24 protein-coding genes are annotated in these 22,687 nt (G+C 70.2%); 15 read left to right on the forward strand and 9 right to left on the reverse strand.

Annotated features, from left to right (window positions below; translation table 11 throughout):
* Positions 1–28 precede the first annotated feature (28 nt).
* Entirely contained in the window at positions 29–1,051 is a 1,023-nt protein-coding gene (locus ABIA35_RS01930; protein WP_370356292.1) for a hydroxyacid dehydrogenase, read from the forward strand.
* A 23-nt stretch (positions 1,052–1,074) separates the two neighbouring features.
* Positions 1,075–1,923, forward strand: a complete 849-nt coding sequence (locus ABIA35_RS01935) for an alkaline phosphatase family protein (RefSeq protein ID WP_370343111.1) — start codon at positions 1,075–1,077, stop codon at positions 1,921–1,923.
* A 59-nt stretch (positions 1,924–1,982) separates the two neighbouring features.
* On the opposite strand, the gene ABIA35_RS01940 is transcribed toward ABIA35_RS01935, so the two are convergent.
* On the reverse strand, positions 1,983–2,795 hold the full coding sequence (locus ABIA35_RS01940) for a hypothetical protein (RefSeq protein ID WP_370343112.1): 813 nt from the start codon (positions 2,793–2,795) through the stop codon (positions 1,983–1,985).
* Between the two features lie 234 nt (positions 2,796–3,029).
* Here ABIA35_RS01940 and ABIA35_RS01945 point away from each other — a divergent pair, with 234 nt between their 5' ends.
* Both ABIA35_RS01945 and ABIA35_RS01950 read left to right on the forward strand, forming a co-directional pair.
* On the forward strand, positions 3,030–4,388 hold the full coding sequence (locus ABIA35_RS01945) for a magnesium transporter MgtE N-terminal domain-containing protein (protein WP_370343113.1): 1,359 nt from the start codon (positions 3,030–3,032) through the stop codon (positions 4,386–4,388).
* Positions 4,389–4,892, forward strand: coding sequence for a DUF1003 domain-containing protein (locus ABIA35_RS01950; protein WP_370343114.1), 504 nt, complete (start codon positions 4,389–4,391; stop codon positions 4,890–4,892).
* Between the two features lie 11 nt (positions 4,893–4,903).
* Here the strand turns inward: ABIA35_RS01950 and ABIA35_RS01955 are convergent, their stop codons facing one another.
* Entirely contained in the window at positions 4,904–5,260 is a 357-nt protein-coding gene (locus ABIA35_RS01955; protein ID WP_370356294.1) for a glyoxalase, read from the reverse strand.
* A 25-nt stretch (positions 5,261–5,285) separates the two neighbouring features.
* Entirely contained in the window at positions 5,286–6,092 is an 807-nt protein-coding gene (locus ABIA35_RS01960) for a methyltransferase domain-containing protein (protein WP_370343118.1), read from the reverse strand.
* Between the two features lie 182 nt (positions 6,093–6,274).
* On the opposite strand from ABIA35_RS01960, the gene ABIA35_RS01965 reads away from it, so the two are divergent.
* The 3 genes from ABIA35_RS01965 to ABIA35_RS01975 all read left to right on the forward strand — a co-directional run bounded on the left by ABIA35_RS01965 (position 6,275) and on the right by ABIA35_RS01975 (position 9,308).
* Positions 6,275–6,814: a MarR family winged helix-turn-helix transcriptional regulator gene (locus ABIA35_RS01965; RefSeq protein WP_370343255.1), complete on the forward strand. Its 540-nt coding sequence runs from the start codon at positions 6,275–6,277 to the stop codon at positions 6,812–6,814.
* Positions 6,815–6,977: 163 nt separating this feature from the next.
* Positions 6,978–7,862, forward strand: coding sequence for an SGNH/GDSL hydrolase family protein (locus ABIA35_RS01970; protein WP_370343119.1), 885 nt, complete (start codon positions 6,978–6,980; stop codon positions 7,860–7,862).
* Positions 7,863–7,982: 120 nt separating this feature from the next.
* Positions 7,983–9,308, forward strand: a complete 1,326-nt coding sequence (locus ABIA35_RS01975) for a Rieske 2Fe-2S domain-containing protein (protein ID WP_370356296.1) — start codon at positions 7,983–7,985, stop codon at positions 9,306–9,308.
* Between the two features lie 7 nt (positions 9,309–9,315).
* On the opposite strand, the gene ABIA35_RS01980 is transcribed toward ABIA35_RS01975, so the two are convergent.
* The 5 genes from ABIA35_RS01980 to ABIA35_RS02000 all read right to left on the reverse strand — a co-directional run bounded on the left by ABIA35_RS01980 (position 9,316) and on the right by ABIA35_RS02000 (position 14,632).
* The gene (locus tag ABIA35_RS01980; RefSeq protein WP_370343123.1) at positions 9,316–10,986 is read right to left on the reverse strand and encodes an MFS transporter; all 1,671 of its coding nucleotides are present in this window, start codon (positions 10,984–10,986) and stop codon (positions 9,316–9,318) included.
* A gap of 155 nt (positions 10,987–11,141) precedes the next feature.
* Complete coding sequence (gene moaC / locus ABIA35_RS01985; RefSeq protein WP_370343124.1) at positions 11,142–11,645, reverse strand: cyclic pyranopterin monophosphate synthase MoaC; 504 nt, start codon at positions 11,643–11,645, stop codon at positions 11,142–11,144.
* The gene (gene glp / locus ABIA35_RS01990) at positions 11,642–12,883 is read right to left on the reverse strand and encodes a gephyrin-like molybdotransferase Glp (RefSeq protein ID WP_370343125.1); all 1,242 of its coding nucleotides are present in this window, start codon (positions 12,881–12,883) and stop codon (positions 11,642–11,644) included. The genes moaC and glp overlap by 4 nt, the downstream gene beginning before the upstream one ends.
* Before the next feature lie 127 nt (positions 12,884–13,010).
* The gene (gene galU, locus ABIA35_RS01995) at positions 13,011–13,931 is read right to left on the reverse strand and encodes a UTP--glucose-1-phosphate uridylyltransferase GalU (RefSeq protein WP_370343127.1); all 921 of its coding nucleotides are present in this window, start codon (positions 13,929–13,931) and stop codon (positions 13,011–13,013) included.
* 14 nt (positions 13,932–13,945) lie between these two features.
* Complete coding sequence (locus ABIA35_RS02000; RefSeq protein ID WP_370343128.1) at positions 13,946–14,632, reverse strand: GGDEF domain-containing protein; 687 nt, start codon at positions 14,630–14,632, stop codon at positions 13,946–13,948.
* A 41-nt stretch (positions 14,633–14,673) separates the two neighbouring features.
* Between ABIA35_RS02000 and ABIA35_RS02005 the strand changes: the two genes are divergently transcribed.
* The 5 genes from ABIA35_RS02005 to ABIA35_RS02025 all read left to right on the forward strand — a co-directional run bounded on the left by ABIA35_RS02005 (position 14,674) and on the right by ABIA35_RS02025 (position 19,691).
* On the forward strand, positions 14,674–15,321 hold the full coding sequence (locus ABIA35_RS02005; protein WP_370343129.1) for a 5-formyltetrahydrofolate cyclo-ligase: 648 nt from the start codon (positions 14,674–14,676) through the stop codon (positions 15,319–15,321).
* A 134-nt stretch (positions 15,322–15,455) separates the two neighbouring features.
* Complete coding sequence (locus ABIA35_RS02010) at positions 15,456–17,723, forward strand: SpoIIE family protein phosphatase (RefSeq protein WP_370343130.1); 2,268 nt, start codon at positions 15,456–15,458, stop codon at positions 17,721–17,723.
* 165 nt (positions 17,724–17,888) lie between these two features.
* Positions 17,889–18,281, forward strand: coding sequence for an FmdB family zinc ribbon protein (locus tag ABIA35_RS02015; RefSeq protein WP_370356298.1), 393 nt, complete (start codon positions 17,889–17,891; stop codon positions 18,279–18,281).
* Between the two features lie 136 nt (positions 18,282–18,417).
* Positions 18,418–18,972, forward strand: coding sequence for an RcpC/CpaB family pilus assembly protein (locus ABIA35_RS02020; RefSeq protein ID WP_370356300.1), 555 nt, complete (start codon positions 18,418–18,420; stop codon positions 18,970–18,972).
* Positions 18,973–19,019: 47 nt separating this feature from the next.
* Positions 19,020–19,691, forward strand: a complete 672-nt coding sequence (locus ABIA35_RS02025; RefSeq protein WP_370343133.1) for a nitroreductase family protein — start codon at positions 19,020–19,022, stop codon at positions 19,689–19,691.
* 4 nt (positions 19,692–19,695) lie between these two features.
* Here the strand turns inward: ABIA35_RS02025 and ABIA35_RS02030 are convergent, their stop codons facing one another.
* Positions 19,696–20,244 (reverse strand): hypothetical protein, encoded by a 549-nt coding sequence (locus tag ABIA35_RS02030; protein ID WP_370343134.1) that lies wholly within the window; start codon positions 20,242–20,244, stop codon positions 19,696–19,698.
* A gap of 118 nt (positions 20,245–20,362) precedes the next feature.
* Between ABIA35_RS02030 and ABIA35_RS02035 the strand changes: the two genes are divergently transcribed.
* The 3 genes from ABIA35_RS02035 (at position 20,363) to ABIA35_RS02045 (ending at position 22,626) form a co-directional block, all read left to right on the forward strand.
* Positions 20,363–21,643, forward strand: a complete 1,281-nt coding sequence (locus ABIA35_RS02035; RefSeq protein ID WP_370356302.1) for a serpin family protein — start codon at positions 20,363–20,365, stop codon at positions 21,641–21,643.
* Between the two features lie 67 nt (positions 21,644–21,710).
* Positions 21,711–22,280 carry an FHA domain-containing protein gene (locus ABIA35_RS02040; protein WP_370343136.1) on the forward strand — a complete coding sequence of 190 codons (570 nt, stop codon included), beginning with the start codon at positions 21,711–21,713 and terminating at the stop codon, positions 22,278–22,280.
* A 70-nt stretch (positions 22,281–22,350) separates the two neighbouring features.
* Positions 22,351–22,626 (forward strand): hypothetical protein, encoded by a 276-nt coding sequence (locus ABIA35_RS02045; protein ID WP_370343137.1) that lies wholly within the window; start codon positions 22,351–22,353, stop codon positions 22,624–22,626.
* Positions 22,627–22,687: the final 61 nt, after the last annotated feature.

A 22,687-nucleotide genomic window follows, 5' to 3' on the forward strand; every position in this document is an offset into this window, starting at 1 on the left:
GACAGACACCCAACAGACAGGGGAGCTCATGGCCGGCCGTGCCGCCGCGTTGTTCGCCATGCGTCCGGACGTCGCCTCCACGGCGTTCCCGGCCGCGCTGCGCACCCGGCTCGACGCCGTCGTCGAGATCGACCACGGGCTGGTCGTGACCGACTTCGGCGAGCCGCGCGCCCGGCGGGCGCTGGCCGGCGCCGAGGTCCTGCTGACCGGCTGGGGCTGTCCGCCGCTGGACGCCGAGGTCCTGGACGCGGCGCCGCACCTGCGCGCGGTGGTCCACGCGGCCGGATCGGTGAAACACCACCTGGGCCCGGACTTCTGGAGCCGCGGGATCCTCACCTCCTCGGCCGCGGACGCCAACGCGTATCCGGTCGCGCAGTTCACGCTCAGCGTGATCCTGCTGGCCGGGAAACGGACTTTCTCGATGGCGCGGCAGTACGCCGAGGGCGTCTACAAGGCGTCCGCGACCTCGCCGCGGTTCGGCAACGTCGGCCGCACGGTCGGGGTGGTCGGCGCCTCCCGCATCGGCCGGCTGGTGCTGCCGATGCTGGCCCGCGAGGGCTTCGAGGTCCTGCTCGCCGATCCGACGCTGAGCCCGGCCGAGGCCGCGGCGCTGATGCCGGCACCGTGGTCGGTGGAGCTCGTGGAGCTCGACGACCTGCTGCGCCGCGGCGACGTGGTGACGCTGCACGCGCCGTCGCTGCCGGAGACCCGCCACCTGCTCGACGACCGGCGGCTGGGGCTGATGCGCGAGGGATCGGTGCTCGTGAACACCGCCCGCGGCGCCCTGATCGACACCGAGGCGCTGGTGCGGCACTGCGCCGCCGGCCGGATCGACGCGTTCCTGGACGTCACGGATCCCGACGAGCCGCTGCCACCGGGGCATCCGCTGTTCCTGCTGCCGAACGTGGTCGTGACACCGCACCTGGCCGGCGCGATGGGCAGCGAGGTCGCACTGCTCGGCGCGTACGCGGTCGCCGACGTCGAGCGTTTCGTCGCGGGGCTTCCGCTGCTAGGCGCGGTTCGTGAGGATGATCTCGCGCGGATCGCTTAGCCGGACCGGACATCAGGGGAGACATGAGCACTGCACGCACTTCACACGTTCTGGTCATCGGCATCGACGGCACGCGCCTGGACTTCCTGGAGGCCGAGCCGACGCCGCACCTCGACCGGATCGCCGGCGAGGGTTTCCTGGCCCCGGTCCGGATCGAGGACGGCACGCCGACCGTCTCAGGGCCCTGCTGGGCCACCGCCGTCACCGGTACCACCATCGACCGGCACCGCATCGGCGGCAACGACTTCGCCGGGCACCGCCTCGCCGAGCACCCGGATTTCCTGACCGTGCTGACCCGCGACTTCGGCCTGCACACCTACCTCGCGGTCGGGGCCTGGCCGCCGTTGGCCACCACGGCCGACCACGGCCCGATGTTCGCGGCGCCGTCCCGGCTGAGCTTCGCCACCTTCGGACAGTCCGCGCAGGGCTGCGACCAGGGCGACGAGGCGGTCACCCGCGATGCCGAGCGCGTCCTGGCCGCCGAGGACGTGGACGCGGCGTTCGTCTACCTCGGCGTGAACGACGCCACCGGCCACGACCTGGGCTGCGGGGACGTGTACCGGGCCGCGATCCGCCGCACCGACGCGCGGGTCGGGCGGCTGCTGGCCGCGGTGGCCTCGCGGGCGGAGCGGACGGCCGAGAACTGGACCTTCATCGCCGTCACCGACCACGGCCACGTCCCGGAAGGCGGCCACGGCGGCGACAGCCAGGCCGAGCGCACCGCCTGGATCGCGGCCTGCGGCCCGGGCATTGAAGGTGGTGCTGACTACGGCACGCTGCGGCACGTGGACGTCGCGGCGCACGTCTACGCGGCGCTGGGCGTCGAGCCGGAGATCGTGCTGGACGGCAAGCCCTTCGCCTCTGTGCTCTGACTGGCCCGACTGGCCCGACTGGCCTGACTGGCCTTGCCGGTGTGACCGGCAGGCCGCGGCTACTTCGCGAGCTTGGCTATGTCCACGACCTGGCCCGGCGGCGGCGGGTTCAGCGTGACCTGGGAGTCGTAGTCCATGAAGTCCAGCGTCCCGCCGCCGGGCGGCAGCACCCGCTCCAGGAAGGGCTGACCGTCGATGGCCACGTACACCCGGGTGTCCTTGGCGCCGGACAACACGATCGACTTGGTGCCCCGGATGTCCTTCTGGCCGTCCTTGCCCAGCGATCCGATGCCCTGCATGATCTGCGCCAGCAGCTGGCGCGGATCGGTCAGCGAGGCGAAGGTCTGGTACTGCGCGTCGGCCGGGCCGATGTGCAGGTAGTTGATCTGCATCGCGGTGACCGCGATGCTGTTGTCGGAGGAGCTCGAGCCGGGACTCGGGCTGCTCGCGGGCGAGGACGGCGCCGTGGACGGAGCCGATCCCGCCGAACTCGGCGCCGGGGCGGACCCGTCGCCGAGCCGGGACAGCACCGACTGGTAGAAGGCCTGGTCGCCCTTGACGTAGACGTCCGGCCCGACCCGCAGAAGCTCAAGCACCTCAGTGCCGATCGTCACCGTGCCGGAGGCCCCCTTGTCCTTCACCAGCCGCAGGTCCAGCGCGACCGGCTGGTTGCCGGAGGTGAACTGGCCCTGGATGTGGACGCTGCCGGCGTTCAGCACGGCGTCCTCGGCGGTGGCGACGATGGATCCGGCGCCCTTCTTGGCCACGCCGTTGGTGCCGGTGGAGCCGCAGCCGGCCAGCACCGCCGCGGCGGTCACGGCCGCGACGGCCGCGGCACCTGCGCGAACAGCGGTTCCTCGGGACGTGCGCACGGTTCTCCCGTCGATCGGTGACGCCATGAGACTAGACGACGTGCCGACGGGGCGGGGACGGAGTAGCGGAGTCTGTCGCGCGGGGCCGGAACCGGTAGCCTGATCACATCATCGGACCTGGGGCGTCGCGCGGTCGGCGGCGTTTCGACCGGCCCGTGAGGCAGCACACTCATCTTGACCACCCGCGGCCGCCGGGAGCGTGCCGGCCGCGCTGACGACGATGCGGAGGATGACGTGAGGGCCCTGTCCCGCGTATATGTCTCCCACCTCGCCGGCCGCTCTGTGTTCGACGCAGACGGCGAACCGGTGGGCCGGATCCGCGACATCGTGGTCAGCATGGGCGCCGGCGACACCGCCCCGCGCGTGCTCGGCCTGGTCCTGGAGATGCAGATGCACGGCCGGCGGCGGGTCTTCCTGCCGATCGGCCGGGTCACCTCGATCGAGAGCAACCAGGTGATCTCCACCGGCCTGGTGAACATGCGGCACTTCCAGCAGCGGGCCGGCGAGACCCTGGTGCTGGCCGAACTGCTGGACCGCCGGGTCACCCTGAAGGCCACCGGCGAGAACGCGACCGTGCGCGACGTGGCCCTGGAGCCCGAGCGCGCCGGCAAGGACATGGCGCTGACCAAGCTGTTCGTGCAGAAGGCGGCCAAGGGCGGGCTGCGGCGCCGCGGGGAGTCGCTGACCGTGGACTGGGACGCGGTCCAGGGCCTGGAGGTCTCCGGCGCGCAGGGCGCCGCCGAGCTGGTCGCGGCGCTGGACAAGCTGCACGCCGCGGACCTGGCGCACGTCATGCACGAGCTCTCGCCCCGGCGGCGCGGCGAGGTGGCCGCGGCCCTGGACGACGAGCGCCTGGCCGACGTGATGGAGGAGCTCCCCGAGGACGACCAGGTCGAGATCCTGGGCGAGCTGGAGTCCGAGCGCGCCGCCGACGTCCTGGAGGCGATGGACCCCGACGACGCCGCGGACCTGCTCGGCGAGCTGAGCGCGGACGAGGCCGAGCGGCTGCTGGCCCTGATGGAGCCGCAGGACGCGAACCCGGTGCGGCGGCTGCTGACCTACCGCGAGGACACCGCCGGCGGCCTGATGAACTCCGACCCGATCATCCTGCTGCCGAACGCGACCGTGGCCGAGGCCCTGGCGCTGGTACGGGACGAGGAGCGCACGCCGGCGAACGCCTCGCTGGTGTTCGTCACCCGCGCGCCGACCGAGACGCCGACCGGCCGCTACCTGGGCGCCGTGCACATCCAGCGGCTGCTGCGCGAGCCGCCGATGGCGCTGGTGTCGGCGGCGGTGGACGTCGAGCTGGAGCCGCTGACCCCGGACACCATGCTGAACGAGGTCACGGCCTACATGGCGACCTACAACCTGGTCGCGGTGCCGGTGGTGGACGCCGACGACCGGCTGCTGGGCGCGGTCACCGTCGACGACGTGCTGGACCACCTGCTGCCCGACGACTGGCGGATGCGGCCGGGCAAACACCCGCACGACGAACTGCCTCCGGAGGCCCGCGAGGTCGTGGAGCTGCTGGAGGAGCAGGACGCCGGGGCCGCGGGCCTGGAACGGACCGGCACCGAGGTGGGGGAGGGCTAAGTGGCGCGCGAGTACACACCGCCGCGGCTGGACCAGCCGCGCGGCCGGCGGCAGGTCTCGCTGAAGCCGTCGTTCGACCCGGACGCCTTCGGCCGGGTCTCGGAGACCATCGCACGGTTCTTCGGCACCGCGCGGTACCTGGTCATCCAGACCGTGATCGTCATCATCTGGATCGCGCTGAACATCCTGGTGATCAGCAGGGCGATCCGCTGGGACCCGTACCCCTTCATCCTGCTGAACCTGGCGTTCTCGACCCAGGCCGCCTATGCCGCGCCGCTGATCCTGCTGGCGCAGAACCGGCAGGCCGAGCGGGACAAGGTGCAGGTCGCCGAGGACCGGAACCGCGAAGAGCTGTCGATCGCGACGATGGAGTACCTGACCCGGGAGATCGCCTCGCTGCGCCTGGCGGTGGGCGAGGTCGCCACCCGGGACTACGTGCGCGGCGAAATCCAGGGGCTGCTCAAGGAGCTGGAAGAACGGGCCCGGGAGCTGCCGGCGGAGTAGCGGTCGCAGCGCTATTCCTGGATGAACTCCAGGCGGTTGCCGTGCGGGTCGAAGGTGTGCAGCCGCCGTCGGTCGGGGATGCTCGTGTCCCACGTGTACTCGTGGCCGGCCGCGGTGAGCGCCGCGGACAGCTGGTCGATGTCGGTGACCAGGATGCCCGGGTGCGCCTTGCGCGCCGGGACGAAGGGCTCCTCGACGCCGGTGTGGATCTCCAGGCCGCCGGCGGCGAACCAGCAGCCGCCGCGCGCGGCGAGGACCGGCGGCTTGGGCAGCTCGGTCATGCCCAGGACGCCGACGTAGTAGGCGCGCGAGATGTCCTCCGCGCCCTTCGGGACCGCTACCTGGGTGTGATGGAGTGATGAGAGCATTTCTTTCCCCTCCGGGTGTGGTCGGCTAATGCGAGCGGCCGATGGCGAAGATCCGCCGATAGGGCAGCAGCTGGACGGTGTGGCCGCCGAGTTCGCGGATCGGGTAGGCCGCGCGGGCCAGGGTGTCGTATTCGGCGACGAAGTCGGCGGCGTCGGTCTCGCTCAGGGCCTTGATCGCCGGGCGCAGGGCGCTGCCGCGGACGAACTCGGTGACGCCGCACGGCACGGACGGGTCCGGGTCGGCCGGGACCAGGTAGGTGTAGGTGGTCTCCCACACGTCCGGCTCCAGCCCGGCCTCGGCGAGCTTCTCCAGGTAGACCGCCGGGTCGTGGGACGCGGGCTTGACCAGGTCGTCCGGGACCCGGCCGGCCCACCGGCGCTTCATCTCGGCCAGCGCGAGGTGCGAGGGCGCCTCGAAGTTGCCGGGGACCTGGAAGCCGAACACGCCGCCGGGGGCGAGCTGCGCGGCCAGGTCCGGCAGCAGGTCCAGGTGGTCCGGCACCCACTGGAGCACGGCGTTGGCGAGCAGGACGTCGACCTTGGCGTCCGGGTGCCAGTCGCGCAGGTCGCCGAGTTCGAAGTCGACCTGGCCGGGAACCTCCTGCCGCCGGGCGGCCTCGATCATCGCCGGGGAGGAGTCGACGCCCACGATCCGGGCGTCCGGCCACCAGTCGACCAGCAGCGCGGTCGCGTTGCCGGGGCCGCAGCCCAGGTCGACGACGGTGTGCACGTCGCCGTCCGCGTCGAGCTGGGTGACCAGGTCCAGGAAGGGGCGCAGGCGGTCGTTCTCGAACCGCAGGTACTGCTGGGCGTTCCAGATGTCGTCGGCCATGACGCCTCCCGGCAGGTCGCAGATGGGCAAAGTATCTCGACGTCGAGATACTTAGAGTCTGCCCGGTCAAGAATCTCGATGTCAAGATGCTCGGTGCCGACATTCCCGCTAGGCTGGGGTCTCGGATCACGCTGAGGAGAAGGTACGCGGTGGAGACGCCACAGACGCAGGATTCAGCCCGCCTGGCGCCCCCCGCCGAGAACGGCACCGCCGCCTCCGCGGACCCCGGGGTCTGCCGGGACGAGGTGGACCGGCTGATCGAGGCCTGGCACCACGAGCGCCCCGACCTCGACGTGGCTCCGCTCGAAGTCCTCTCCCGGGTCTCCCGCCTGGCCCGGCACCTGGACCGGGCCCGCCGCACCGCGTTCGCCGAGCACGACCTGGAGCCGTGGGAGTTCGACGTGCTCTCGGCGCTGCGCCGCGCCGGCGCGCCCTACCAGCTCACCCCCAGCAAGCTGCTGACCCAGACCCTGGTCACCAGCGGCACGATGACCAACCGCATCGACCGCCTCGCGGCCAAGGACCTGGTCAAGCGCCTGCCCGATCCCGGCGACCGGCGCGGGGTGCTGGTGCAGCTCTCGGACACCGGACGCGAGCGCGTGGACGGCGCGTTCGAGGGGCTGCTGGCGCAGGAGCGCGACCTGCTCGGCGGGCTGTCCGCCGAGGATCGCAAGGCCCTGGCCGGGCTTTTGCGGACGCTGGTCCTGCCCTTCGACAACTGACTCGGGCGGCGTTCGGCAACCGACTTAAGCGGTCGTTCTCCTCGAATCACCCTCCCCTACCCCTGGCGGCTACCTACCAGTAGCATCCAGGTGTTCGCCGCCACATGTATGTGCGATGGGGCCTTTGTGGGCGGCGCGATCTTCTTGGGAGGGGACCCACAGCATGCACGTTCCCAAACTCGGCCTGCGCAAGGCCGCCGCGCTCGCGGCCGCCGCGCTGTGCGGCCTGGCGGTCAGCGCCGGCCCAGCGAGCGCGACCGACGGCTGGAAGCACCAGCCGTACGACTACTACCTCGCCCTCGGCGACTCGCTCGGCGCCGGCTGGCAGCCGAACGCGGTGACCGGCCAGGGCTACATCAGCGGCCACGGCTACGCCGACGACATCGCCGCCTCGCTGAAGGCCCAGGGGACCAAGTACGTGAACCTGGCGTGCCCCGGCGAGACCACGGGCTCGATGATCCACGGCGGCTGCCCGTACCCGGAGCCGTACAAGAACCAGCTCGACGCCGCCGCCTCGTTCCTGAAGGCGCATAAGGGCGACCGGGTCCTGGTGACCCTCGACATCGGCGCGAACGACGTCGACGGCTGCGCGAGCGCCACCGGCCTGGACATCCAGTGCGGCCTGAACGGGATCAAGCAGACCTCGCAGGACCTGCCGGTCATCCTCAAGACGCTGCGCTCCGCGGCCGGGCACAAGACCGAGTTCGTCGGGTCGACGTACTACAACCCGTTCCTCGCGTCCTGGCTCACCGGCTCCTCCGGCCAGAGCACCGCGACGCTCTCGGCGGTGTTCCTGAACCTGTTCAACGCGGTCTTCGCGGTCGAGTACCCGGTGAACGGCGTCCGGGTGGCCGACGTCAGCGCGGCGTTCGACAGCAACGACTTCATCGACCAGGTGCCGCTGAAGCCGGGCGTCACCGTGCCGCTGAACGTGGCCCGCATCTGCCAGTGGACCTGGATGTGCGCGCCGGCCCCGGTCGGTCCCAACATCCACGCGAACGACGCCGGGTACGCTGTGATGGCGAAGGCCTTCGAAGCAGCTATCTGACATACCGCTTTTCCCTGCCGCGCAGGTCAGCCGGGGCCGCCCCAACTCGGGGTTGGCCCCGGCTCTGTCGTGGGGCAGGATGAGCCGGTGCCCGGTCCACTCATAAGTTCGACAGGACACGTGGGTCTGCGTGTCGAGACGCCGGATCTGCGGCTGCTGTGCGATCCGTGGGTTTCCCCGGGCGGGGCCTTCTTAGGGTCGTGGTTCCCTTTCCCGGACAACAGCCACCTGCATACGGTTCCCGGGCTTCTGGCGGCCGATTGGGTCGCGGTGTCGAGTGCGCAGGCGGACCACCTGGACCTGCCTTTTCTGTCCGGGCTCGACGAAGCGGTCCCGGTGGTGATCCCGGCCTATCCCTCCTCTGCTCTCCGCGACCAGCTGAGCGGGGCCGGGGTGAAGAACATCGTGGAAGTCGAAGGCTGGCAGCGGCTTCCGCTCAACGATCGCGGTGACTGGTTGACGGTCGTTCCCGAGCAGTCGCCGATGGCGCACCGGGCCGCTTTTCTGGTCTTCGTAGACGGTGTTTCGGTGCTGCACTGCAATGATGCGCGGCTGTCCTTGGCGCAGGTGCGACGCGCCATGATCGAAGTCGGCGGCCCGTTGGACCTGCTGGCGGTGGATGCTTCGGAGCCGTGGTTCAGAGCCGTGAAACGGTTGGTGCGGACGGTGAAGCCGCGTTTGGTGCTTTCTTGTGGCGGGTCTGACGAACTGCCGGCCGAGACGCTGCGACTGCTTCCAGGGGACGGCGTTCATATAGCAGCTACCGACCATCAGGTCGTCAGGGATCCGCATTGGGAGGGGAACACCCATAGTGGCTCTGACTCCCGTGCGCAGGAGGCCGCCGACCTATGGGCTGCGTATCCCGATCCTGCTGCGGGCTCAGGCCTTGCGGACCGGTTCGCTGAGCACTTCGCGCGGCTTCGTTCCATGAGTCCGTACTTCCTGGAGCGGATCGCGATGACGGTCCGGTTCGAGGTGACCGGCGCAGATGGCGGGGTGTGGGACGTACACCTCGGCTCCGACGAGCCTGCGCAGTACACCTTCCGTGTCAAGGCGCGTTGGCTGGATGCAGTGCTTCGCGGAGACATCCGCTGGGACGACCTGCTTTTGTCGCAACGCTTCCAGACTCTGCATAGTCCGGACGTCGACAACGCATATCTCTTCGCTCTGCTTAAGCACGCCAATGCTGATGCGTTGCAGGCTATAGAGGACTACGACAAGCGCGACCCTAATACCACCGTCACCCTTAGCTCCGGCGACCGAACCTTCGAAGTGACGCGCTACTGTCCGCACTCCGGTGAAGACCTCGCCGAGGGTGCCGTCATCGACGAGGCGCCGGAGGGTCTGGTTCTGCGCTGCTTGGCGCACAACTTCGACTTCTCACTCACCACCGGCCTGTGTCTGAACGCCCGGTGTGAGCCCATTGTGGTGGCGGCGCCTGTCTGACCTTCCCTTATGCGGGTGCGGTTTCCTTTTCGGGAGCGGTGTCCGACAGGTAGCCCAGACCGCCCGTGGACGGCGTCCGTCCGGACCGCATGAAGTACGTGCCGACCAAGGCGATCGTGCCGGCGATCGCACAGGCGATGAAGATCTGCGTGTACGCGGTGTCGGTGAACACTCCCGCGCGCTCCGTCACCCCGGTCTTCGGGTCCGGGGTACCGGCGAACACCGTCTGTCCGGCCACGACCAGCCGCACAGGATGGGCCGCCTGGAAAGCCGCCGCTATAGCGGTTCCCACAGCGGTGCCGATGGAGTTGGACACGCCGAGCATGCCCGCTGTGATTCCCTGCTGCTCCGGCGGAGAGGCTTCCACCAACAGGTTCGGTGTTGTCGCGTAGTAGGCGCCGAACCCGACGCCGAAGACGATGCCGACGAGGGCCAGTGTCAGCGCGCCGTGGTGCGCGGCGGCGTACACACCGCTGGTGGCGGCGAAGGTGAACATCCCGATCAGCAACGGCTTGCGTGCGCCGATCTTCCCGGACAGCTGGCCGGAGGCCGCGCCGGAGAACATGGATACCGACGAGCCCCACACCTGGACGTGGAACGCCAAGCCCAGCAACGTGAACCCGAGTCCGTAGCCGATGTCGCCGAGCACCTTCACCGGGATCTGGTTCGGCTGCACCAGCCCCTTGAAGCGGGCGGCAGCGCCCTGCTGGGTCAGGGCTATCAGGCCGTTGTGGCTCGGCGTGGACACCATGTACGGGATGGCGAAGGCCTGGATGCCGACCACGATCGAGGCGAAGAAGGCGATGAACAGCACCACCGAGACCTTCGGCGAGAACAGCAGCCGCAGGTCGATGATCGGCTGGCTGACTCTGCGTTCCAACCCGACGAAGGCCGCGACGAGCAGCACGCCGAGGACCAGGTAGCCCAGGTAGAGCGGGTCGGTCCAGCCGACGTTCGCACCGTTGGACACGTACAGCAGCGCGAAGCCCACGCCCCCGGCCAGCAGCAGCGCGCCGAACGGGTCGAGCTTCTGGCGGGCCCGGAACTTGGTCTCCGGGCACACGATGAACAGCAGCGGCAGCGTCACCAGGGTGTAGATCACCAGGAACCAGAACAGCGACTTGTAGCTCCAGCCGGCGGTGTCGGTCAGCACCCCGGAGAGCATGATCCCGCCGACCCCGGACACCCCGAGCCCGGTGGACACCAGCCCGATCGCCAGCGGCACGTACTTGCGCGGGATCAGGTCCCGGATCAGGCCGTAGGCCACCGTGGCCGCGGCGATGGCCACCGCCTGGAACGCCCGCCCGATCAGGAAGAGCGTCCAGTTGCTGGTGGTGGCGCAGATCAGCGACCCGATCAGGAACGACACCCCGACCGCCAGCAGCATGTTCCGCTTGCCGTACAGGTCGGACAGCTTGCCCAGGATCGGCGTCGCCGCCCCGCCGACCAGCCCGAAGACGATGGTCATCCACGCGATGTTGCTCCCCACCCCCGGGAAGCTGCGCCCGATCAGCTGCGCCGCCGGCGAGACCATCGTGTACTGCAGCGGCGCGACCTCGGCGAAGAGGACGACGACCACGATGACGGCGAAGATGCGCCCGCGGGAGGCGTTGTCGAGGCGCCCCGTGTCGTTCTCGGGCGGAGGTGCGGCCGCTGTGCTCGATCCGGTATCGGTCATGGCGCGTCCTTGAAATCTCGGGGAGATGTCTGATCGGCCTAATACGAACCCGACCTGTGAGGATGCTCACAGCCCGCGTTCGAGGCACCATGACACCGAGACCTCTAAGTCGCAAGAGTTATCGAGTCCGCGCTGTACCGCCGCGCCGTATGGCGCTACCCCTCGCGCGACCAGTCCCCTGAGACGCCGCCGGACTTCGTCTCCACCTGGACCCGGGTCAGCACCGCGGCCGGGTCGACCGCCTTGACCATGTCGATGACGGTCAGCCCGGCGACCGCCACCGCCGTCAGCGCCTCCATCTCGACGCCGGTGCGGTCCGCGGTCTTCACCGTCGCGGCGATCGCGACGCCGGAGTCCTCGACCTCCAGCGCCACCTTCACGCCGCTGATCGCGATCGGGTGGCAGAGCGGGACCAGGTCGGGCGTCCGCTTCGCGCCCATGATCCCGGCGATGCGCGCGACCGACAGGGCGTCCCCCTTGGGCACGCCCTCGCCGCGCAGCAGCTCCACCACCTTCGGCGAGACCTCCACGAAGCCGGTCGCCCGCGCCTGGCGGGCCGAGACCGGCTTGGCGGTGACGTCGACCATGCGCGCGTCGCCGGCGGAGTCGATGTGCGTCAGGCGGTCTGACTTGCCGCCGGCCGGCTGTTCGGGGCTCACCGGGGACCGCCGTCCAGCACGATCACCTCGACGTCGTCGCCGTCGACGACCTCGGTCACGTACTCCGGCACCACTATCAACGCGTTCGCCAGGGCCAGGTCGCCGACCAGGTGCGAGCCGTGGCCGCCGACCGGCCGGACGCTCAGGCCCTTCGGGTCGTAGACGCCGCGGGCGAACTGGCGCTTGCCCTCCGGGGAGGTGAAGGCGCCGAAGCAGGTCGCGGTGACGGTCTTGCGCGGCCCGGTCTCGATGCCCATCATCTTCTCGATCGCCGGGCGGATGTAGATCTCGAAGGACACGTAGGCCGAGACCGGGTTGCCCGGCAGCGTGAAGATCGGGATCCGGTCCTCGCCGACCGTGCCGAAGCCCTGCGGCATCCCCGGCTGCATCGCGACCTTGGCGAACTCCACGGTGCCCAGCGTCGAGAGCACCTCCTTCACCACGTCGTAGGCGCCGACCGAGACCCCGCCGGTGGTGACCACCATGTCGGCGCGGATGAGCTGGTCCTCGATGGCGTCGAGCACGCCCTGCGGGTTGTCGCCGACGATGCCGACCCGGATGCCGGTGGCGCCCATGGCGTTCACCGCGGCGGTCAGCGCGGGGCCGTTGCCGTCGTTGATCTGGCCCGGGCCCAGCGGCGTGCCGGGCTCGACCAGTTCCGAGCCGGTGGACAGCACCACGACCCGCGGGTGCGGGTGCACCGGAGCGTGGACCTGGCCGATCGCGGCCAGCAGGCCGATCTGGCGCGGGCCCAGCCGGGTGCCGGCCTTGAGCACCACGTCGCCGGCGGCGACGTCGGAGCCCAGTACGCGGATGTGGGCGTTGCGCTCCGGGACCCGGGTGATGCGCACGCTCTCCGTGCCGCCGTCGGTCCACTCCACCGGCACGACGGCCTCCGCGCCGTGCGGCACCACCGCGCCGGTCATGATGCGCAGGCAGGTGCCCGGCTCCAGGATGCCCTCGGGAACGGAGCCGGCCGCGATGTCGCCGAGCACGCGCAGCTCCGCCGGGCTGTCCTCGGCGGCGCCCTCCAGGTCGGCCAGCCGCACCGCGTAGCCGTCGACCGAGGAGTTGTCGAACGGCGGCAGCGAGATGGCCGAGACCACGTCGTCGGCGAGCACCAGCCCGTTCACGTCGGTGATCGGGAGCTCCATCGGGGCGAGCAGCTGCACGGTGTCGAGGACCGTCTTCAGGTGGTCGTCGACACTGCGCAGCGTCGCGTTCTCGGAATCGGACATGCGTCCATCATCCCTTATGCCACGGACGTGGACGCCGAGCGCCTCAGTCAGCGCTTCAGTCTGTGCTTCAGTCTGTGCTTCAGTCAGTGCCTCGGTCTGTGCTTCAGTCAGTGCCTCGGTCTGTGCTTCAGGCTTCGAAGCCGGCGCTCACGTACGCCGACAGCCAGTCACGGAACTCCCGGCCCAGATCGGGCCGGTCCACCGCGAGCTGCACCACGGTCTTCAGGTAGTCGATCGGGTTGCCGGTGTCGTACCGGCGCCCGGTGAACACCACGCCGTGGACCGGCCCGCCGATGTCCGGATCACTCGCCAGGGTGCGCAGCGCGTCGGTCAGCTGGATCTCCCCGCCGCGTCCCGGAGCCGTCTCGCGCAGGACGTCCATCACCGCCGGGTCCAGCACATAGCGGCCGATCACCGCGAGGTTCGACGGAGCCTGGTCGGCACTGGGCTTCTCCACCAGATCGGTGATCTGGATCAGGCTGGTGTGCTTCTGGTCCAGCTCCGGACCGTCCGCCGCCGGCTTCACCGCGGCACAGCCGTACATGTGGATGTGCTCTTCGGGGACCTCGATGAGCGCGACCACGGAGCCGCCGTAGCGCTGCCGGACCTCGATCATCGCCGGCAGCAGCGGGTCCCGCTCGTCGATGAAGTCGTCGCCGAGCAGGACGGCGAACGGTTCGCCGTGCACATAGGACTCCGCCTTGAGGACGGCGTGGCCCAGGCCCTTGGGGTCGCCCTGCCTGACGTAGTGGACGTTCGCCATCTCGGCGGACGCGCGGATCTGCTCCAGCCGGGCGTGGTCGCCCTTGGCCTGCAGCGCCTCTTCGAGCTCTGCGGCGCGGTCGAAGTGGTCTTCCAGCGGCCGCTTGTTGCGGCCGGTCACCATGAGGATGTCGGTCAGCCCGGCGGTCACGGCTTCCTCGACGACGTACTGGATCGTCGGTTTGTCGATGACCGGGAGCATCTCCTTGGGTGTCGCCTTGGTCGCCGGCAGGAATCTGGTGCCCAGACCCGCCGATGGGATGACTGCTTTGCGAACCTCCACCATGAATCGGGACGCTATCAGGTGATGCGCCAACTTCCATGAGAGTCACGTTTAGCTGCCATGAGTTGTTCATCAGCGACCCGCAAAAGCGTCGCGGCGTGCGTCCCGTGATCGGGGAAGATCACACCGCCGACGGAGATCGTCAACTGGAACGGACCCTGCTCCGGGTCCCCGTCCGGACCTGCGTCGAAAGTCAGTTTGCGGACCGCGTAGCAGAGCCGTTCGGCGACTTTCGCAGCGGTCTCGGCGTTGGTGCCGGGAATGATGAGGACGAACTCCTCGCCGCCGTATCTGGCGAAAGTGTCGGCGTGTCGCACTTCCAGCGCCAAACGCTGCGCCAGCTCCCGGAGCACCGCGGAGCCCCGCTGATGGCCGTATCCGGCGTTGACCTGGCGGAAGTCGTCGACATCGATCATCAGCAGCGCGCCGCCCACCCCGGTGGCCCGCGCGGCTTCGAGTTCCCGGGCCAGCGCGCCCTGCAGGTACCGGTAGTTCCACACCCCGGTCAGCGGATCGAGCGCGGACAGCCGCTCCAGGTCCTCCCGGCCCTGTTCCAGCCCGGTCACCTCGCTGGCGGCCTCGGCCAGCGCGGTGCGGGTGGTCTCCTCCAGGTGCTCCAGCCGCCGGCGCAGGGCCAGGTTCATGCCGGCCAACGCGACAGCGGCCGCGGCCAGCAACACCAAGACCACCGCCGTGAGGGACATCGGTGGGGCTCCTCTCCCGGCCTGGCATTCTTGAGCACAGCATGACTAATCAATTCAACGACCCGGGCCTTGCCAAGGGCACGATCCGGTCACGGTTGCTGGCCGCACGGCGCGCGTGCGCCCCCGAGAGGCGTGCGGCGTGGGCGGCTGCGGCGTGCGAGGTGCTGGTGGGGCAGATGAGCGGGGCGGACGTGGTCGCCGCCTACGCCTCTTTCGGCACCGAGCCGGACACCGGCCCGCTGCTGGCGGGATTGCGCGGGCGCGGTATCCGCGTCCTGTTACCTATTCTAGAGAATGACATGGACCTGTCGTGGGGGTGGTTTTCCGACCCTGATTCACTCGTTCGAAGGATCCCGCCCGGCGGCTCCCGCCCCAGCCCCATCCCCGAGCCGGCCGAGTCCCTGGGCCGGGACGCCGTGCTGTCAGCCTCCTGGATCGTGGTGCCGGCCCTGGCCGTGTCCCCCGACGGCATCCGCATGGGGCGCGGCGGCGGCAGCTACGACCGGGTGCTGACCAGGATCGAGGCGTCCCCGCGCGCCGCACGCCCCCGGGTGGCGGCGCTGCTGTATCCCGGCGAGCTCGACGTAGACCTCCCGGTCGAACCCCACGACCGGCCGGTCGACATGGCGGTCGCCGGGGAAAGCGTTCGCCACTGGGACGAATCTCCCGGCGGGGTTCTCTCGCGCTGAGGCCGCCGCTAGTGGCAGACTCGGCGCTTAAAGAACGTCAGGGTTCGGCAGAGCGGTTGGTACCTCACATGCGACGTCAGCCGGGGACCGGGGAACAGCTCCCGCATGCCCGGCCGCAACCACCGTCCGAACTGGTGCCCGCGAACAGCACCCAGACCTCGGCGATCTCGGTGCTCGAAGCCCTGCCCGACCCCGTGGTGGTGCTGAACCACCGGGGCCAGATCACCGGCTGGAACCCCGCCGCCGAGGAGCTCTTCGGCTGGTACGGCGAAGAGGTCCTGGGCCGGCCGTGGACCGAGTTCGTGGTCGCCGACGGCACCAACGGCAACGCTCTGTCACACCTGGACTCCATCGGGTCGACCGTCCAACGCGGGGGCACATGGGAGGGTTCCTTCCCGATCACCACGCGCAACGGTGACTCCCTGCTCGCCCGCGTGCGCGCCGCGCCGATGATGAACGGCGGCATGGTCACCGGGACCGTGGTGACCGCGATCGACCTGTTCGGCTCCGACGCCAGCCGCGACGACCAGCAGCGCGCCGCCGCGCGGGCCGCTGTGCGCGCCGCAGTGCTGTCGCGCGCCGGTATGCAGCTGGGGACCTCGCTGGACACCGGCCGGACGCTCGCCGCGCTGGCCGAGATCCTGGTCCCGGCGTTCGCCGACACCTGCGTCGTGGACCTGCTGGATGAGAACGGCGTCGCACAGCGTCTGGTGACGGTGCACAGTACGGACACCTCTCCGTGTCCCCCTATGCGCGCGGGTACGGAGATCCACTACCCGGCGCGCCATCCCTGTGACCGCGCGCTGCGGACCGGCCGGCCGGTCCTCATCCAGGGCGCGCCGAGGGTGAAGGCGCTGGACCAGGATGAGGAGTGCGACCGCAAGGCGCTCCTGCTGGACGCCAAGTCGCTGATCGCTGTGCCCCTTCTGGCACCCAGCGGTGTGCGCGGAGTGCTCGCCATCGCCCTGACCGAGGACGCGGACCCGACACCCCGGTACGACACGGCGGACCTGGAGCTGGTCGAGGAACTGGCGGCGCGAGCCGGGCTGGCCCTGGAGAACGCGGCCATGTTCGACCGGCAGCGGACCCTGGCGCTGGCGCTACAGAAGTCCCTGCTGCCGACCGACCTACCGCTGCCCGACGGTGTCTCCATCCGCGTCGGCTATGCGCCGGGCGCAGCCTCCGAAGTCAGCGGCGACTTGTATGACGTCGTCGAGCTGTCGGCCGGACGGATCGGCGTGGTCATCGGAGACGTCCAGGGACGCGGTGCGCACGCCGCCGCCGTCATGGGACAGTTGCGCGCCGCACTGCGTGCCTACGCGGTGCTGGATGTGCAGCCCGGTCAGTTGCTGTCGTATCTGGACGAACTGGTCCGCGGGCTGAACGAGGAGATCCTCGTCACCTGCGTGTACGCGATCTACGACCCCTTCACACGGCGCTGCGCTTTAGCCAACGCCGGACATCCGCCGCCCCTGTTGGCCTCCGCGCACGGCACGTATCCGATGGAAGTCCCGCCGGACGTCCCGCTGGGCATCGGCCCGCTGGGGCCCGGCGGCGGCAAGGGCGCCGTGCAGTTCGAGGACCACATCTTCAGCATCCCCCCGGGGGACGTGCTGGTGATGTACACGGACGGGGTCGTGGAGCGGCGCGACCAGTCGGTGGACACCGGTGTGCGCACGCTGTGCCTGGCCATCGAGCGCGTGGTGCGCGAGCCCCGAGCGATCTGCCGGGCCGCGCTGCGCGCCGCAGGCAGCGAGGCGCACGACGACCAGGCGGTGCTCGCCATGGCGACGTCCACGGTCGACCTGCCGCTGTCGCGGCTCGCGCTGCCGGCGCGTCCGGAAGCTGCGTTCGCGGCCCGGCACCACACGCGGGCCGTGCTGCGCGAGTGGGGCCTGAGCGAGCACGCCGAGCTGGCCGAGCTGCTGGTCTCCGAACTGATCACGAACGCGGTGCGGCACGCCAGCAGCCCGCGGCCGACCCCGTGGGGGTCCTTCTCCGACTCCGACCAGTACCCGGAGCCCGAGCCGCCGCCGATGGCCGAGGACATGATGGAGCTGGCGGCGGTCCGGGAGTACGCCGACCACCTCGGCGCCCTGGACGAGGACAACGAGATGGACCTGCTCGCCGAGCCCGGCCTGCTGGACGAGTTGGGGATGCTGGACGGCACGCTGGCCGCCCCCGGCGGCTCGCGGCGGCTGGACCTGGTGCTGCGCCGGGGTCTGCGGGCGCTGTGGATCGAGGTCCACGACCCGGACGTGCGGCTGCCGCGCATCCGGCAGGCCGCGGAAACAGATGAGGGCGGTCGCGGGTTGTATCTGGTGGACGCGCTGTCGGCGCGGTGGGGCGCGCGGCCCACCGACGCCGGGAAGTTCGTCTGGTTCGAGATCCCGCTGTTCTGACGTCCGGTTCTGTCGAGGATCGCGGCTGCGTCAGCGGTGGTTTTCCCGGTGCCGTGAGTGAGGTGTGTCACAGGGCCACCCCACCGCATTGGACAGTCCACGCGCCGATCCCGCAGAATTGGCAGTCTGGCGGCCAGAGTGCCAGGTCGATGAAGGAGATTCCCCGTGCCGACTTACCAGTACCAGTGCAAGGACTGCGGTGAGGCGCTGGAGGTCGTGCAGAAGTTCACGGACGACGCGCTGAACGTCTGCCCGAACTGCCAGGGCGACCTGCGCAAGGTGTTCTCCGCTGTGGGCATCGTGTTCAAGGGCAGCGGCTTCTACCGGACCGACAGCCGGTCGTCGTCGAGTTCCTCCACGGCGCCGTCGTCGTCGAACGGCTCTTCCGGCGGTTCCGGCTCGTCCGCCTCCTCGGGGTCGGGGAGCTCGGGCAGCTCGTCGAAGGGCGAGTCGTCGTCCTCGTCCTCGTCGTCCTCCTCGTCGTCGAGCGGGTCGTCCTCGGGCACGTCGTCCTCGTCGCCGTCAAGCTCGGGCTCGTCGTCGTCCACAAAGAGCTGAGCGCCGCCCGGTTGTCCACCGGGTTATCCACAGATCGTCTCTAGTTATCCACAGGTCGCCCACGACCGGTGGACAGGCTTGACGACCCCCTCGGATCATTACTCCCCGAAGCGTTCCGACTACGCCAGGGGGAGCAATGCCCACCGTCACCACCGCCCGCCCGAAGCTCGCCGTCCGCATGCCCGGCCGGCGCCACTGGTCGCGCACCCGGCGGCTGCGCGTCATCGGCGCCGCCGGATTCGCCGGCGTCTCGATGGCGCTGCTGACCTCCGAGCACTCCGTCCCACCACCGCGCCGGCCACCCCGCTTCGCGGCGGAATCCCTGATGAGCGGCCTGGTCGCGGTCCCGGTGCGGTTCGCCGACGCCGGCAGCACCGGATACCTGCGCCCCGGCGACCGGATCGACGTGCTCGCCGCCCGCGACGCCGGGCCGGGCGGTCCACCGGGCCCGCCGGACGCCGGCTCCAGCCCGCTCTCCGAGCCCGGCACCGACCCGCCACGGGGTGAGACGGCGGTCGCGACGGATGTCTCAGTCCTCGAGATCGCGCACGCCGCGGACGCCGGTTCGCTGACCCGCTCCGCCCCGGACGACGGCGGTCTGGTGTTCCTGGCTGTGGACAACGCGACCGCCGCCCGACTGGCCCGCGCCGCCGTCGCGGACCGCCTGAGCTACGCGCTGCGCCATGGCTGAGCGTGCTCTTGCCCCGGTGGGGGAAGAAATCTACCCTGCCGATCATCATGGACATTTACGAAGCGCTCTACACCACCCGGGCCATGCGCCGGGTCAAGCCCGACCCGATCCCGGAGTCCGTCCAGGCCCGGATCCTGGACGCCGCGATCCGCGCACCCTCCGGGGGCAACGGGCAGAACTGGCGATTCCTGCTCCTGGACGACCCGGAGAAGAAGAAGCTGATCGGCCCGCTCTACCGGGACGCCCTGGACCAGCTCTACAAGACCGTCTACGCGCCGATGCTCGCCGCCGTCGAGGCGGACCCGGACAGCCCCGAGTCGCGCCAGACGGCCAAGGTCACCAAGTCCTCGCAGTGGCTTGGCGAGCACTTCGAAGAGGTCCCGCTGTTCCTGTTCGCCTTCGTCCAGCGCGACCGCACCGGCGGCTCGATCTTCCCGGCGGTCTGGAACGCCCAGCTCGCCGCCCGCGGCCAAGGCGTCGGCAGCTCGCTGACCTCGATCCTCGGCCTGTTCCATGACGACCAGGTCAAGGAGATCCTCGGCGTGCCGGCCGAGGAGAAGTGGGTCCAGTCCTGCTGCGTGTCCTTCGGCTACCCGACCGGCCGCTGGGGCGTCGCCCCGCGCCGTCCCGTGCACGAGGTCTCGTACCGGAACAGCTGGGGCGAGCCGGTGGGCTTCACCGTCGACGAGCCGCTGTGGCAGCCGCCCGCCGAATCCTGACCCGTCAGCCCAGGGCCTTCTCCTGGATCAGGTCGGTCAGGGACCTGACGGCGTCCGCCTTGGCTGGCGACTCGGCCGCGTCGCGCAGCTCCGTGAGCCGGTCCAGGACGTCGTGCACGTCGGTGTCGGGGGAGGCGGCCTCGTCGAGGTCCACCACGACGACGGCGTCCGCGTCGGAGTACTGGACCCGGCCGTCCTTCAGGACGACGAGGGTCTTGGTGCCGCCGGCGGCCTTGCGCGGGGCGCTCTTGCGCTTCGGCTTGGCCGCCGCCTTCTTCTCGTCCTTGTCGTCCTTCTCGTCCTTGTCGTCCTTCTCTTCTTTGTCTTCCTTCTCCTCGCGGGGCTCCTTCTCGCCCTTCTCGTCCTGCTCCCCGCTCGCCTCCCCGTCCAGCCCAGCCCCGCCCGCCGTTTCCTCGCCCGCGGCGACTTCCGCAGGGATCTCCCTCGCCGCCTCGGTCTCCGCCGGCGGTCCGTCATCCTGCTGGTGCGGGATGTCAACGACTTCCCCGGGTCTTTCCTGATCCTGGTTCTGCGGCATGGCCGGGGCAGACATCGGGGGCATGGTCGTGGCGTTCATGACCACTTCAACGATCGACCCCGGACACGGTCACCCCCGCCCGGCCGAGGCGATCCGGGGGAAACCAGATCGGCCCCGGCTGCGTCCAATCCGCATGCCACGCAAGCAGATAGCCGCGATCGCCACCGCATCCCTGGCCGCCCTCACGGCATGTTCGTCCTCCGGCGGCACCTCGTCGGCGAGCGGTTCGCTGGTGCGCGCCGACGCCGCGCGGCCGATCGTCGGGCGGGCCGACGCGGGCGCCGCCTCGGCCGCCGTGAACAGCTTCGGGGTCGACGTCTTCCACTCGGTCGCGGACCAGGACGAGGGCGATGTCGTGATCTCCCCGGCCAGCCTGGCCACGGTCCTGACCATGCTGTTGCCCGGTGCGAAGGGGCAGACCGCGGACCAGATGGCCAAGGCTCTGCACACCACCATGCCCGCCGACCAGTTCGCGAACGCGCTCGGCTCCCTGGACTCGGCCACCGTGCAGCGCGGACTCGCCGACAAGGCGGACCTGCAGCAGTTCGACACGGTGTGGGCGCAGAAGGGATACGGCATCCAGCAGCCGTATCTACGGACCCTGGCCTCGGCCTTCGACGCCGGCGTCCACGAGACCGACTTCACGAACCCGGAGAACGCACGCCAGACCATCAACAAGACGGTCGCGGACCAGACCAACGGCCTCATCAAGGAGCTCTTCGGCCCCGGCTCCATGTCCGCCGACACCCGGCTGGTCCTCACCGACGCCCTGTACCTCAAGGCGACGTGGGCCACCCCCTTCGAGAAGTACCGGACCTCGGACAAAACGTTCCATCTGGCCGACGGCACGACCGCGAACGTCTCCACGATGGGAAGCGGGCAAGACTTCGCCTACGCGCAAGGCAACGGCTGGCAGTACGCAGAACTGCCCTATCAGCAGGACCACCTGGCGATGGGCATCGTGCTCCCGGCCGCCGGGACCTTCGACAAGTTCCGCACAGCGCTGACCGCCGACCAGATCACCGCCATGACCTCCTCGGCCACGTCGGTCCCGGTCGACCTGGAACTGCCGAAGTTCACGTTCGACACCAGCCGCCAGTTGAACGGCGCGCTGCAGTCCCTGGGGATGAAGTCGCTGTTCGACCCGAGCTCCGCGGACCTGAGCGCCATCCCGGCCAAGCCCGGACCGCTGTGGGTGGGCGCCGTCGTCCAGAAGGCCCACGTCGCCGTGGACGAGGACGGCACCACGGCGGCCGCGGCCTCGGGCGTCACGGTCATCGCCGGCGCCGCACCCGGGCAGCCGCAACAGCAAGCGGCCGAGATGCACGTCGACCGCCCCTTCCTCTTCTTGATCAGGGACACCGTGACGGGCCAGATCCTGTTCCTGGGCCAGGTGAGCGACCCTCGCGGCTGACGCAGGCCTCGATCACGCCCGCCGTCTTGCTGGACACCCGATCGGCCGACATTGGACAATCACTTCCATGGGAGGTCCTCCGTTCGGGAACGCCAGATGGCAGCCGCCGGACTTTCGGCCGTCGGACGCCGAGCGCGACGAAGCCATCGACGCTCTGTCGGCCGGCGCCGAGGCCGGCCGCCTGTCCAGCGACACCTTTTCGCACCGCATAGACCAGGCCCTCGCGGTGCGCTCGCACAGCGAGCTGACCCAACTCGTCTCCGACCTGCCGATCCCGGCCGAGGAGCCGGGCTTCGGCCAGCGCGTGGTCAACGCGGTCTCGGCCATCGCGCACTTCCGCTTCAAGGTCAAGGCGGCCTGGCGCGGCCCCTCCCTGCCGCGCCTGTCCCTCCCCGGCGGCCCGCAGGGCACCCTGCGCATCGGCCGCATGCCCGAATGCGACCTCCAGCTGTTCGACACCACGGTGTCCCGCTACCACGCCGAGTTCCGCCGCTCCCAGGCCGGCTGGGTCCTGGTGGACCTGGGCTCGACCAACGGCACCCGCGTCAACGGCTGGCGCATCACGGCCCCCACCGCGGTCCACCCCGGCGACGAGGTCTCCTTCGGCTCAGTGGTCTTCTCCCTGAACGGCCACTGACCCCCACCGCCGTTCCCCTGTTCGGGGCAATCCACGTTTCCGGGACCCCACCCCGGCAACAGATGCGGGCATGACGACCGACGCCCCCCAGCCCCCGCCGGCCCCGCAAGCCCCGCGCACCGCGGCCGACAAGGCCCAGCGGTCCCGCATGATCGGCGGCATCGTCATCGCCGTGGTGGCGATCTGGTTCATCCTGGCCAACACCCACAAAGCCAGCATCACCTTCTGGGTCGTCACGGTGACCAGCCCCATGTGGCTCACCCTCGCGGGCACCTTCCTCGCCGGCATGCTGACCAGCCTCCTGCTGACCCGCAACCGCACCCGCAAACGCCAGAAGCAGCAGTAATATAAGACGTCTTATCCCGATTTTCCCAAAACACCCAAACCTGTCACACCCCTCTGCCACC

This window comes from Catenulispora sp. MAP12-49, from assembly GCF_041262705.1.
Classification (GTDB): Bacteria; Actinomycetota; Actinomycetes; order Streptomycetales; family Catenulisporaceae; genus Catenulispora.

What these genes read in the sequence shown, in the direction of transcription:
- ABIA35_RS01930 (WP_370356292.1), top strand. Translation starts at nt 29, where the DNA reads ATGGCCGGCCGTGCCGCCGCGTTGTTCGCCATGCGTCCGGACGTCGCC.
- ABIA35_RS01935 (WP_370343111.1), top strand. Translation starts at nt 1,075, where the DNA reads ATGAGCACTGCACGCACTTCACACGTTCTGGTCATCGGCATCGACGGC.
- ABIA35_RS01955 (WP_370356294.1), bottom strand. Translation starts at nt 5,260, where the DNA reads ATGCTCTCATCACTCCATCACACCCAGGTAGCGGTCCCGAAGGGCGCG.
- ABIA35_RS01960 (WP_370343118.1), bottom strand. Translation starts at nt 6,092, where the DNA reads ATGGCCGACGACATCTGGAACGCCCAGCAGTACCTGCGGTTCGAGAAC.
- ABIA35_RS01970 (WP_370343119.1), top strand. Translation starts at nt 6,978, where the DNA reads ATGCACGTTCCCAAACTCGGCCTGCGCAAGGCCGCCGCGCTCGCGGCC.
- ABIA35_RS01980 (WP_370343123.1), bottom strand. Translation starts at nt 10,986, where the DNA reads ATGACCGATACCGGATCGAGCACAGCGGCCGCACCTCCGCCCGAGAAC.
- glp (WP_370343125.1), bottom strand. Translation starts at nt 12,883, where the DNA reads ATGTCCGATTCCGAGAACGCGACGCTGCGCAGTGTCGACGACCACCTG.
- galU (WP_370343127.1), bottom strand. Translation starts at nt 13,931, where the DNA reads ATGGTGGAGGTTCGCAAAGCAGTCATCCCATCGGCGGGTCTGGGCACC.
- ABIA35_RS02000 (WP_370343128.1), bottom strand. Translation starts at nt 14,632, where the DNA reads ATGTCCCTCACGGCGGTGGTCTTGGTGTTGCTGGCCGCGGCCGCTGTC.
- ABIA35_RS02005 (WP_370343129.1), top strand. Translation starts at nt 14,674, where the DNA reads ATGACTAATCAATTCAACGACCCGGGCCTTGCCAAGGGCACGATCCGG.
- ABIA35_RS02020 (WP_370356300.1), top strand. Translation starts at nt 18,418, where the DNA reads ATGCCCACCGTCACCACCGCCCGCCCGAAGCTCGCCGTCCGCATGCCC.
- ABIA35_RS02025 (WP_370343133.1), top strand. Translation starts at nt 19,020, where the DNA reads ATGGACATTTACGAAGCGCTCTACACCACCCGGGCCATGCGCCGGGTC.
- ABIA35_RS02030 (WP_370343134.1), bottom strand. Translation starts at nt 20,244, where the DNA reads ATGTCTGCCCCGGCCATGCCGCAGAACCAGGATCAGGAAAGACCCGGG.
- ABIA35_RS02035 (WP_370356302.1), top strand. Translation starts at nt 20,363, where the DNA reads ATGCCACGCAAGCAGATAGCCGCGATCGCCACCGCATCCCTGGCCGCC.
- ABIA35_RS02040 (WP_370343136.1), top strand. Translation starts at nt 21,711, where the DNA reads ATGGGAGGTCCTCCGTTCGGGAACGCCAGATGGCAGCCGCCGGACTTT.
- ABIA35_RS02045 (WP_370343137.1), top strand. Translation starts at nt 22,351, where the DNA reads ATGACGACCGACGCCCCCCAGCCCCCGCCGGCCCCGCAAGCCCCGCGC.